8 protein-coding genes are annotated in these 12,206 nt (G+C 65.5%); 3 read left to right on the top strand and 5 right to left on the bottom strand.

Going from position 1 to position 12,206, the window contains the following annotated elements:
* The first annotated feature begins 118 nt into the window (after positions 1 to 118).
* Together PSTAB_RS17945 and PSTAB_RS17950 are read left to right on the top strand one after the other, a co-directional pair.
* On the top strand, positions 119 to 1,714 hold the full coding sequence (locus PSTAB_RS17945; RefSeq protein WP_013984077.1) for a response regulator: 1,596 nt from the start codon (positions 119 to 121) through the stop codon (positions 1,712 to 1,714).
* A 127-nt stretch (positions 1,715 to 1,841) separates the two neighbouring features.
* Positions 1,842 to 3,803 carry a methyl-accepting chemotaxis protein gene (locus PSTAB_RS17950; protein ID WP_013984078.1) on the top strand — a complete coding sequence of 654 codons (1,962 nt, stop codon included), beginning with the start codon at positions 1,842 to 1,844 and terminating at the stop codon, positions 3,801 to 3,803.
* A gap of 38 nt (positions 3,804 to 3,841) precedes the next feature.
* Here the strand turns inward: PSTAB_RS17950 and PSTAB_RS17955 are convergent, their stop codons facing one another.
* Positions 3,842 to 6,121, bottom strand: coding sequence for a YgiQ family radical SAM protein (locus PSTAB_RS17955; protein ID WP_013984079.1), 2,280 nt, complete (start codon positions 6,119 to 6,121; stop codon positions 3,842 to 3,844).
* A gap of 168 nt (positions 6,122 to 6,289) precedes the next feature.
* On the opposite strand from PSTAB_RS17955, the gene PSTAB_RS17960 reads away from it, so the two are divergent.
* Entirely contained in the window at positions 6,290 to 8,152 is a 1,863-nt protein-coding gene (locus PSTAB_RS17960; protein ID WP_013984080.1) for a diguanylate cyclase, read from the top strand.
* Here PSTAB_RS17960 and alr read toward each other — a convergent pair.
* From alr to PSTAB_RS17980, 4 genes are all read right to left on the bottom strand, one after another.
* Entirely contained in the window at positions 8,140 to 9,216 is a 1,077-nt protein-coding gene (gene alr, locus PSTAB_RS17965) for an alanine racemase (protein WP_013984081.1), read from the bottom strand. The two genes, PSTAB_RS17960 and alr, sit on opposite strands and share 13 nt — an antisense overlap.
* A 124-nt stretch (positions 9,217 to 9,340) precedes the next feature.
* Positions 9,341 to 10,735: a replicative DNA helicase gene (gene dnaB, locus PSTAB_RS17970; protein WP_013984082.1), complete on the bottom strand. Its 1,395-nt coding sequence runs from the start codon at positions 10,733 to 10,735 to the stop codon at positions 9,341 to 9,343.
* 104 nt (positions 10,736 to 10,839) lie between these two features.
* Positions 10,840 to 11,286 carry a 50S ribosomal protein L9 gene (gene rplI, locus PSTAB_RS17975; RefSeq protein WP_011914672.1) on the bottom strand — a complete coding sequence of 149 codons (447 nt, stop codon included), beginning with the start codon at positions 11,284 to 11,286 and terminating at the stop codon, positions 10,840 to 10,842.
* A 21-nt stretch (positions 11,287 to 11,307) separates the two neighbouring features.
* Complete coding sequence (locus tag PSTAB_RS17980; protein ID WP_013984083.1) at positions 11,308 to 12,201, bottom strand: YybS family protein; 894 nt, start codon at positions 12,199 to 12,201, stop codon at positions 11,308 to 11,310.
* Positions 12,202 to 12,206 lie beyond the last annotated feature (5 nt).

Below are 12,206 nucleotides of genomic sequence, written 5' to 3' on the forward strand. Positions count from 1 at the left end.
CAGCGCCAAATTGAGAACCACTACCGCGCAACGCCCTTCCAAAGCGCCCCGACGGTGATAGCATGCCGCCATTACAATGCACCAGGGCAGCGCACCTGGCGCGCCAGGAATAATCGCGATGTCGGATCAGGAAGAGCTTAAACAGCATTTCGCCCAGCGGGTCATCCACCAGGCACGGGAAGTGCTGGAGGTCTGGCAGCAACTGCAACGCAGCGAATGGAACGAGGACTACCATGCCGCGTTGACCGAAGCGACGACTCGTCTTCGGCGCTTTGCCGATCGCTTCGAGCAGACCGAGCACAGCGAGCTGGCGTTGAACATCGAGGATTGCCTGAGCGACATCCGCGACAACCGCGGGCGTCTGTCCAGCAGCACCATCTCCACACTGAGTCAGCTGATCTATCGCCTTGCCCGCACCGGACTGCGCCACAGCGATCCGCACAACCAGTCGTTCCTGCCGCCGCTGAGCAAGCCGGTGTACATCGCCCTGCAAGACCAGGAGCGCGCCGAGCACCTGGTACGCCAGCTGGACTTCTTCAGCATGTCCGCACAGGCCTTCAGCAATGTCGCCGCGTTCCGCACGGCGATGCATCGCCGGCACCCGGCCGCCATCGTGATGGAGGTGGACTTCAACGGACCGGGCGAAGGGCTGCGCCTCGCCGAACAGGTGCAACTCGGTCTGGAGCCGAAGCTGCCCATGCTGTTCTTCAGCCACGCCGAAACCGACACGCCGACTCGCCTGGCCGCCGTCCGCGCCGGCGGTCTGGAGTTCTTCACCGGTACCTTGGACGCCAGCAGCCTGCTGGAGAAGATCGAGATCTTCACCCGCACCGCGCATTACGAGCCGATTCGCGTGCTGATCATCGATGACTCGCGTGCCCAGGCGACGCATACCGAGCGGGTGCTGAACAACGCCGGCATCGTCACCCAGACCCTGACCGAGCCGATCCAGGCCATCGGCGCACTCGCCGAGTTCCAGCCGGACCTGATCATCCTCGACATGTACATGCCCGACTGCCAGGGCACCGAGCTGGCCAAGGTAATCCGCCAGCATGAGCGCTACGTCAGCGTGCCGATCATCTACCTGTCCGCCGAGGACGATCTGGACAAGCAGTTGGACGCCATGGGCGAAGGCGGCGACGACTTTCTCACCAAGCCGATCAAGCCGAGCCACCTGATCGCCACGGTACGCACCCGCGCTACCCGCGCGCGCAGCCTGAAGGCGCGCATCGTGCGCGACAGCCTCACCGGTCTGTACAACCACACCCACAGCCTGCAGCTGCTCGAGGATGCTCGCTTCCGCGCCCGTCGCGACAATCGACCGCTGAGCTTCGCCATGCTCGACATCGATCACTTCAAGCAGGTCAACGACACCTTCGGCCACCCCATGGGTGACCGGGTCATCAAGAGCCTGGCGCTGTTTCTCAAGCAGCGCCTGCGCAAGACCGATCACATCGGCCGCTACGGTGGCGAGGAGTTCGCCGTGGTGCTGCCAGACACCCCGGCAGAGGCCGCCTGCAAGGTGCTGAACGAGATCCGCCAGCGTTTCGCCGAGATACGTTTCCCGGCGCAGCCGCGCGATCTGAGCTGCACCTTCAGCTGCGGCATCACCGAGCTGACCGCCGATGCCGAGGTCAAGACGCTTATCCAGCAGGCCGACGAGGCGCTCTATCGTGCCAAGCACGCCGGTCGTAACCGCGTCGAGCGTTACTAGCCGCCAATACAGGCGCGGCCGCCAACGTCGAGGGTCGTGTAGCGATCGTCGGAGCGGCCGGCTGTCACGCGAATGACATCAAACTGCCATACCCTGCAAGGCCTCCGAATTGCTTTGCGAGGCGAGCATGCGCCTGAAGTCGCTCACCACTCTCAATACCCTGCTGCTGATCGCGGTGTGTCTGGCACTGGGCGCGACGCTCTGGTGGTCCGAGCGCGCCATGGAGCGCCCCTACCTGCTGATGGTGCGCTATCTGGCGCTGTCCCAGCAGTTTCAGCAGCAGGCGGTGGACAACATTCACGGCTACCTCGCCAGCGGTGACGCGCTGCGCCACAGCCAGGCGCAGCAGGCGCTCACCGAATTCGCCGATGACAGCAGCGCGCTACCGGAGGACCTGGCAGCGCGGCTGCGTCCCAGTCTCGCCGAACTGTCGCGCTTCACCGCCGACGAGCTGCTGGCCGCGGGCAAGCTGGCCGGCGACCCGCAAGGGCTGCTGCTGCAGGCCGAGCGCGAAATGGCCGGCGTGCTCTCGCAGCTCGACGACTACCGCGCGCACGCCGATCATCCACGCGCCGCAGACTACCAGCGCCCCCTGTTCGCCGCCGGGCAGCAGCTGTTTCGTCTGAGCCACGCCCGCGGCAAGCTGGTGAGCAGCGGCCGTGACGAGCTGAACTCCGAGGTGGAGCAGGTGCTGCGCAGCCTGGAGCAGGAGGCGGCACGACTCGACACGCTGCCGCTGCTCGGCGTGCTAACCCAGAACCAGTCCGCCACCAGCACCTTTGCCGCGCTGCTCGACCTGGGGGCGGCAGCGGACCAGCACAGCGAAGACCGTGGCATTGCCCTCAAGCGCGAGTTCGCCAGCCTGATCAAGCGCTACCCGGCCGAGCTGCAACGCACTCGCGAGCTGATCCGCCAGCGTAGCGCGCTGCTCGACAGCAGCGCGCAGAAGATCGCCAGCGTCGAGCAGGCGCTGGCCGCGCTGGAGCCTGCGGTACGGGCCGAACACAGCCGAATCCAGAGCGAAGTGCGCCTGATCCAGATCGGCATCATCGCGCTGATCCTGCTCATCGCTCTGGCCATCGACCGCCTGCAGCGTCAGCTGACTCGAGCCCTCGGCCAGCTGGTGCCGGCTTTGTCCAACTGGGCGCGAGGTGACTTCAGCGCAGAGGTACGCATCGCGAGCCGGATTCGCGAGATCGACGACATCGAGGCCTCGCTGAACCAGCTGCGTACCTACCTGCTGGAACTGGTCGGCACGCTGCGCAAGCAGGCGACGCGCGTCGCCGAAAGCAGCCGCAGCCTGGACGAGATGAGCAGCAGCCTGCATGACGGCGCCCAGCGCCAGACCGGCGACACCGCGCAGATTCGCGACTCGCTCGGCGAGCTGGAGGCGACCATCCAGCAGGTGGCCGATGGCGCCGGCGAAGCCGCCCAAGCCAGCCGCGCAGCGGCGCGTGCGGTGCAGCACGGCCAGCAGGTCATCGGCGAGAGCCTGACCGGCCTGCATGGGCTGGTCAGCGAGGTGCAGGGCAACGCTGTGGCAATCGAACGACTGGCCGACGAAACCGTCACTATTGGCAAGGTCCTGACGGTCATTCGCGCGATTGCCGAGCAGACCAATCTGCTGGCGCTCAATGCGGCGATCGAAGCAGCCCGCGCCGGTGGTCACGGCCGCGGCTTCGCGGTGGTCGCGGACGAAGTGCGCTCACTGGCACAGCGTACCAGCGGGGCCACCGAGGAAATCCAGCAGCTGATCGGCCGTCTGCAGCAGGCCGCGCGGCAGTCCGTGGAGGCGATGCGCAGTCAGGTCGAGCATGCCGAAAGCACGGCCAGCCTGGCGCAAAGCGCCGATCAGGCCCTGGAACAGATCGTCTCGACCATAGCCAGCATCAACCATATGGCCGAGCAGATCGCCCAGGCCACGGCCCAGCAGGGCGAAGCGGTGGGCGAAATCCGTGGCCACAGCGAACGTATCCATCAGCTGGGCGATGCCAACCTGGGGCACATCAGCCGCGGCCGGGAGCAGAGCGCCGAGATGCTGCAACTGGGCAGCGAGCTGGATCGAGCGACCCAGGCCTTTCGCTTCTAGCCGGCGCGCTTGCCGATGGGCGCTCCAGACGATGCCCGCTAGCGCGGCGCGACCGGACGCTGCGGCTTGCGGCCCTTGCCGGCGGGCTTGCCACCGTTGGCCGCCTTGCGCCGCGCCTCGGCGGCGGCCTTGGCCTGCTCGCGCTTGTCCCAGGCGTTGCCGTCGTGGCTGCGCGGCGGCAAGCCGTTGTGCTGGGTGAGGATCTTGCCACCCTGCCCGGCCTTCTTGCTGCCGACCGGCGTGGAGTTCTTGCGTCGCGCGCTCTGGTAGCCGTCCACCGCCGGCTGGTGCGCCGGAATCAGCTGGTGCTTGCCGCTGCCGATCAGGTCGGCGCGACCCATGCGAATCAGAGCCTCGCGCAAGAGCGGCCAACCCTTGGGGTCGTGATAGCGCAGGAAGGCCTTGTGCAGGCGACGCTGCTCCTCGCTCTTGACGATGGTCACACCCTCGCTCTTGTAGGTCACCTTGCGCAGCGGGTTCTTGCCGCTGTGGTACATCGCGGTGGCGGTGGCCATTGGCGAGGGATAGAAGGCCTGCACCTGGTCGGCGCGGAAGCCGTTGGCCTTGAGCCACAGTGCCAGGTTGAGCATATCCTCGTCGGTCGTGCCCGGATGCGCGGCAATGAAGTACGGGATCAGGTACTGCTCCTTGCCCGCCTCTTTCGAGTACTTCTCGAACATGCGCTTGAAGCGGTCATAGGTGCCGATGCCCGGCTTCATCATCTTGTCCAGCGGACCACGCTCGGTGTGCTCCGGCGCGATCTTCAGGTAACCGCCGACATGGTGGGTGACCAGCTCCTTGACGTACTCCGGCGACTCGACGGCGAGGTCGTAGCGCAGGCCGGAGGCGATCAGGATCTTCTTCACGCCCGGCAGTGCACGCGCCTTGCGGTACAGCTCGATCAGCGAGCTGTGATCGGTATTAAGGTTCTCGCAGATGCCGGGGAACACGCAGGACGGCTTGCGGCAGTGCTTCTCGATTTCGTGGCTCTTGCAGGCCAGGCGATACATGTTGGCAGTCGGCCCGCCGAGATCGGAGACCACACCGGTGAAGCCCGGCACGTTCTTCATCTCCTCGATCTCGTGCAGGATCGACTCGTGGGAGCGGCTCTGGATGATGCGCCCCTCGTGCTCGGTGATCGAGCAGAAGGTGCAGCCACCGAAGCAGCCGCGCATGATGTTCACCGAGAAGCGGATCATTTCGTAGGCGGGAATCCTCGCGCCGTTGTATGCCGGGTGCGGCACGCGCGCGTAGGGCGCGGCGAACACGTAGTCCATTTCCTCGGTGGTCAGCGGAATCGGCGGCGGATTGAGCCACAGCTCACGGTCGTCGTGACGCTGCACCAGCGCGCGGGCGTTGCCTGGGTTGGTTTCCAGGTGCAGCACCCGGTTGGCGTGGGCGTACAGCGCCGGATCGTTGCGCACCTTTTCGAAGGACGGCAGACGGATCACCGTGCGGTCACGCTCCAGCTTCGGGTGCGGCAGCAGCTCCACCGGCCGGGCTTCGTTCGGGTCGTCCTGCGGCCCCTTGTCCTTCTCGATGGCGCAGGCGGACAGGTCCTGCGTGTTGACGTAGGGGTTGATGATCTTGTCGATCTTGCCCGGGCGGTCGATGCGAGTGGAGTCGATTTCGAACCAGCCTTCGGGTGTGTCCTTGCGAATGAACGCGGTGCCGCGCACGTCGGTGATCGCTTCAACCGGCTCGCCACGCGCCAGGCGCTGCGCTACCTCGACGATGGCGCGCTCGGCATTGCCGTAGAGCAGGATGTCCGCGGTGGCGTCCATCAGGATCGAGCGGCGCACCTTGTCCGACCAGTAGTCGTAATGAGCGATGCGGCGCAGCGAGGCCTCGATGCCGCCGAGCACCACCGGCACATGTTTGTAGGCCTCCTTGCAGCGCTGGCTATAGACCAGGCTGGCGCGATCCGGCCGCTTGCCGGCCAGACCACCCGGGGTATAGGCGTCATCGGAGCGGACCTTGCGATCGGCGGTGTAGCGATTGATCATCGAGTCCATGTTGCCGGCCGCGACGCCGAAGAACAGATTCGGCTCGCCGAGCTTCATGAAGTCGTCTTTGCTCTGCCAGTCCGGCTGGCTGATGATGCCCACGCGAAAGCCCTGCGCCTCGAGCAGACGGCCGATGATCGCCATGCCGAAGGACGGATGATCGACATAGGCGTCACCCGTGACGATGATGATGTCGCACGAGTCCCAGCCGAGCTGATCCATCTCCTCCCTGCTCATCGGCAGGAACGGCGCCGGACCGAAACACTCGGCCCAGTACTTGGGATAGTCGAACAGTGGCTTGACGGCGTGCATGGCGGAAAACCGGGGCAACGAAAACGGGCGCGGAATATAGCACAAAAAATAACCAAGTCCGACCAGCGTGCAGGGTCTTTATCGACCTTGGCGACAGGCGCGCGCTGCGCTTTCGCCTCCCGCTATACTCGCGCCACCCGACCCACGCATCGAGCCCGGGAGATCCTGGTGCACGCCGTCCTCCTTGCCCTGCTGCTGTGCCTAGGCACGTTCTTGCCAGCCCATGCCGATACCGCCCTGATCGGCGTGCATGACAGCGGCCGAAGTCTGAATGCCCATGTGGAATTGCTGAAGGATCCCGGCGCCGAGTTGAAGGTGACGGACCTGCAACGCCCTGAGGTGCAGGCGCGCTTTCAGCCGGCGCAGGGCAAGGCCAGCGTCGGCCAGAGCCCGCACCCCTGGTGGGTTCGGGTCACGCTGCAGCGGGCCAGCGACGCGCCGTCTCAATGGTGGCTGGAAGTTGGCTCGGTGACCCTGAAAGACCTGCGCATCTATTTGCCGGACGGCAACGGTGGCTGGACCGAGCGTCAATCCGGCGAGCTGGTCGGCTTTCACGAAGGGCGCGACCACGCCTACCGGCGCATGCTGTTCCGCCTGCCGGAGCTTAGCGACCAGCGCCCGCTGACCTTTTATCTGCGCAGCTACGATCCGGCCGGCAACTCCTTTCCGCTCAAGGTCTGGCAGCTCGACGCCCTGCAGGAGCAGGCAGTGGGCGAGAACCTGTTTCTCGGCCTGATCTATGGCCTGATCCTGGCCATGCTGCTGTACAACCTGTTCATCTTCCTCAGCCTGCGCGATACCGCCTATTTCTGGTACGTGATGACCACCAGCGGCGCGCTGCTGATGATCCTGGGCATGACCGGACACGGCTTTCAGTACCTCTGGCCGAACGGACCGGTGCCCTTCTGGCTGGATCGCATCAGCATCCCGGCGCTCTGGGGCTTCAGCGCCTGCCGCTTCACCCAGACCCTGCTGCAGACCCGCCGTTTCGTGCCCTGGGCCCATCGCCTGCTGACCGTCGCCCTGTGCCTCTATGTCACGGCCGTGCTGCTCAACATCTTCGGGCTGCGCGCGTTCGGCGCCTGGGTCTTCGTCGCGCTGGCCCTGACCGCGATCCCGGCCTCGCTCTGGGCCTCGTTCCGCCGCTGGCGCCAGGGTTACTTTCCCGCCCTGCTCTACCTCTGCGGCTTCGGCGTGATCCTGGGCAGCGTCAACCTGCTGTTGCTACGCGCCACCGGCGTGATTCAGCCGGCGGCCTGGAGCGGCTACGTCTTTCCGCTGGCGGTGGCGGCCGAATCCATCCTGTTCTCCTTCGCCCTGGCCTCGCGTATCCAGATACTCAAGCAGGAACGGGCGGCGGCGCTGGAGCATGCCGACCGGGAGAAGTCCGCGCGACTGAAACAGGTTCAGGCCAGCGCCGAACAGCTCAGCCTGGCGGTGGTGGCGCGTACCGCCGAGCTGGCACAGGCCAACCGGGACCTCAGCGAACGGGAAATCGAGCTCAAACAGGCCGCCTTCCACGACCCGCTGACCGAACTGCCCAATCGCCGCTACCTCATCGAGCGCGTCGAAGCCGCCATCGCCGAGGCCGCGCGGCGCGGTGAGTCGATTGCGCTGCTACTGATCGATCTGGACCACTTCAAGCCGATCAACGACGGCCACGGCCACGATGCCGGTGATCTCCTGTTGCGCACACTGGGCCAGCGACTGCGCGGCCTGGTGCGTAGCAGCGACATGGCAGCCCGGCTGGGCGGGGATGAATTCGCGATACTGCTGACCGGGGCAACCGTTGAACAGGATGCCGGGCAGGTCGCCGAACGCCTGTTGCACGAGCTGTCGTTGCCGGTGCCTTACCGGGGCACCAGCCTGGCGGTGACCGTGAGCGTCGGCGCCGCGTTCTTTCCGCACCATGCCGAGGAGTTCAGCCCGCTCTACAAGGCCGCTGACGAGGCGCTCTACCGCGCCAAACAGCAGGGCCGGGCGAGCTGGGTCCAGCAGGACGGCCGCGCGCCGGCCGATCAGCCGATGTAACGGCGCGGCACCCGCCCGGTCACCTTGGTCAGCAGCTCGTAGCCGATAGTGCCGCAGGCCTGGGCGAGCTCATCGATAGGCATCTGTGCCCCCCACAGCTCCACCGCGTCACCGAGCTGCGCCTGCGGCAGGTCGGTCAGATCCACGGCGAGCATGTCCATCGACACCCGCCCGGCCAGCGGCACGCGCTGCCCATGGATCACCACTGAGGTGCCGGAAGGCGCGGTACGCGGATAACCATCGGCATAGCCGCAGCTGACGGTGCCGATACGCGAAGGACGCTGCGCCACCCAGCTCGCACCGTAGCCAACGCTTTCACCGACCGGCACGTCGCGCACCGCGATCAGCGCGCCGGTCAGCGTCATCACAGGTTTCAGTCCAAGCTCCCGGGCGCTCAGCTCGGCGAACGGCGTCGCACCGTAGAGCATGATGCCAGGCCGGATCCAGGCCATATGCGCCTGCGGCAGGGTCAGCACGGCGGCGGAATTGGCCAGCGAACAGTGCTCGAACGGTAGCTCCAGCAGCTCTGCGTAGCGCTCCAGCTGGGTTTCAGTCAGCGCATGGCCACGCTCGTCGGCGCAGGCGAAGTGACTGATCAGATTGAGTTCGCCGACCTGGGCCGCTCCCTTGAGCCGCGCGTGACACTCGCGCAGGCCGTCCACGCTGAAGCCCAGCCGGTGCATGCCCGAATCCAGCTTGAGCCAGACGTTCAGTGGCCGCCCCAGTTCGGCGGCCAGCAGCCAGTCGGCCTGGCGCGCGTCCTGAACGGCGATGTCCAGCCCCAGCTCGGCCGCGCGCAGATACTCGGATGGCTCGAAGCAGCCTTCCAGCAGCAGGATGCGCGCCTCGGGTGCGCACCCGCGAATCACCTCCGCCTCTTCCAGGCAGGCCACGGCGAAACCATCGGCAATCTCGCGCAATGCCGTTACCGCCTCTGGCGCACCATGGCCATAGGCGTTGGCCTTGACCACGGCGAAGGCCTTGCGCTGGGGTGCGCATTGTTTGGCGAGCAGGTAGTTGTGACGAAGCGCGGTCAGGTCGACCGTGGCAACCAGCGGACGCATGGGACTGTTCCTGTACAACGGCGGGTGAGGCTGGAATCTTACTCCGCTCGGCACGACCGTGCAGACCGGAACTCGGCGAGGGGCATGGACGACGCCCTGCCCCGACACCGAGCGAGGCGGACGACTAGTCGTCGTCGAACTGGTAGCTGCCCGGCGCGAGGTTCTCGAAGCGCGAGTACTTGCCGAGGAAGGCCAGCCGGGTGGTGCCGATCGGGCCGTTCCGCTGCTTGCCGATGATGATCTCGGCGACGCCCTTGTACTCGGTTTCCGGGTGATACACCTCGTCGCGGTAGACGAACATGATGATGTCCGCGTCCTGCTCGATCGCCCCCGACTCACGAAGGTCTGAGTTCACCGGGCGCTTGTTGGGTCGCTGCTCCAGCGAGCGGTTGAGCTGCGACAGAGCGATCACCGGACAATTGAATTCCTTCGCCAGGCCTTTCAGCGAGCGCGAGATTTCGGAAATCTCGTTGACCCGGCTATCGCCGCTGGACCCTGGAATCTGCATCAGCTGCAGGTAGTCGACCATGATCAGCGCGATCTCGCCGTGCTCGCGGGCCAGGCGGCGGGTCCGCGCACGCATCTCCGAGGGGCTGATGCCAGCGGTATCGTCGATGAACAGCTTGCGATCGTTGAGCAGGTTGACGGCCGAGGTCAGTCGCGGCCAGTCATCGTCATCGAGCTTACCGGCGCGAACCTTGGTCTGGTCGATGCGTCCGAGCGAAGCGAGCATACGAATGACGATAGAGTCGGCGGGCATTTCCAGAGAGAACACCAGCACCGCCTTGTCGGTACGCAGCACGGCGTTTTCCACCAGGTTCATGGCGAAGGTGGTCTTGCCCATGGACGGACGGCCGGCAACGATGATCAGGTCGGCCGGCTGCAGGCCGCTGGTGGCTTCGTCCAGATCGGTGAAACCGGTGGACAGGCCGGTGATCGCCTCGCCAGCATTGAACAGGGTGTCGATGCGGTCGATGGCCTTGACCAGAATGTCGTTGATGCCGATCGGCCCACCGGTCTTCGGTCGCGCTTCGGCAATCTGGAAGATCAGTCGCTCGGCTTCGTCGAGGATCTCCTCGCCGGTGCGGCCCTGCGGGGCATAGGCGCTGTCGGCGATCTCGTTGCTGATGCCGATCAGCTGGCGCAGCGTCGCCCGCTCACGAATGATCTGCGCGTACGCCTTGATGTTCGCCACCGACGGTGTGTTCTTGGCCAGTTCGCCGAGATAGGCAAGGCCGCCGACCTGGGACAGGTGCCCCTCCTTGTCCAGCTGTTCGGACAGGGTGACCACGTCGAACGGCGAGTTGCGTTCAGCCAGGGCGAAGATGGCGCGGAAGATGAGGCGATGATCGTGGCGATAGAAGTCGCCGTCGGATACCTGGTCGAGCACACGCTCCCAGGCATTGTTGTCCAGCATCAGACCGCCAAGCACCGCCTGCTCAGCCTCGATGGAGTGTGGCGGCACCTTGAGCGCGGCGGTTTCCAGATCGTACTGCTGGGGGACACTGATGTCGTTCATGGCACTCGAAATTCGAAACTACGGAAAAAACAAAGGGCACGTTCCACTCGCGCGGAAACGTGCCCGATGTTACTCGTCAGGCACCAGCGGTGCCAGACGACGGCTTAGCCGGCTACGACGATCAGCTTGACTGTCGCTTCGACGTCGGTGTGCAGGTGCACAGCCACGTCGTATTCGCCGGTCTGGCGAATGGTGCCGTTCGGCAGACGAACTTCGCTCTTGGCCACTTCGACGCCGGAGGCGGTCAGGGCATCGGCGATGTCGGCAGTGCCGATGGAACCGAACAGCTTGCCCTCATCGCCCGCGGTAGCGGTGATGGTGACTTCCAGTTCGGCCAGCTGAGCAGCGCGAGTTTCGGCAGAAGCCTTCTTCTCGGCAGCAGCTTTTTCCAGCTCGGCGCGGCGGGCTTCGAACTCGGCGATGTTGGCCGGGGTCGCAGCGGTAGCCTTGCCTTGCGGCAGCAGGTAGTTACGGCCGTAACCGGCCTTGACGTTTACCTTGTCGCCCAGGTTGCCCAGGTTGGCGATCTTTTCCAGCAGGATGACTTCCATTTGAGTCTTACCTCTTAACTTTTAACCTTCACCGTTCGCAGGTCCCGCGCCGTTCTTGCCGGCCGCGCGACCACGAAAATCAAACAGACTGTCGACAATGGCCAAAACGGCCAGTAGCGGATAAATCAACTGCATGAACAGCACCAGCGTGACGTACAGCCCCACCAGCCAGAACCGCGGCAGACGCCCCTGAGCCACCAGTCCGTGCATCAGCGCGAGACCGGCGAACACCAGCGGCACACTGCACAGCGGCGTCAGCACGGCCAGCTGCGCACCGAGATTCGGCCCCAACAGCATGCCCACCAACAGCAGCATCGCCAGCATCGGCGGAAACCGCAGCGCACGAAACTCGCTGCCGAAACCACCCGGGTTGTACAGCGCGGCCTGCCAGTAGCGCCCCAGCATCAGGCTCAGCAGGGTGACGATCTGCAGCAACGCGGCCAGCAGGCCGGTCAGCACGGGCACCAACAGCGACTCCAGACGCCCGCGCTCTTCCACCGAAAGCTGCTGATAGGCCCCCGACAGCGCGTCGGGCAACACTTTCTGCAGTTCGCTGGCCAGCGCCGCAATCGGCTCGCCGAACACCGCACCGAGCGCCCAGACATACAGCAGTCCGAGGCCCACGCTACATACCATCACTCGCACCCACGACGCATGACTGCGCAGCAGGAGCGCCAGCCCCAGCGAACCGAGCAGTACCAGCAGGGTTCGCGGATCGCCGAAGTACCACCAGGCCAGGGCCGGTATCACCGCCCAGACCAGCACACTCAACGCATCGTTCAGCCCGCGTCGCAGCAGCACGAGACTGCCTGCGGCAGCGCTCAGCCAGAACAACATGGGCAGTGCCGCAGCACCGGCCACCACGAAGATGGCCTGCATGCGGCCGCGCATGATGAACTCAGCCAGGGCGCGCATGCGAT

Origin of the sequence: Stutzerimonas stutzeri (assembly GCF_000219605.1) — a bacterium.
GTDB classification, from domain to species: domain Bacteria; phylum Pseudomonadota; class Gammaproteobacteria; order Pseudomonadales; family Pseudomonadaceae; genus Stutzerimonas; species Stutzerimonas stutzeri.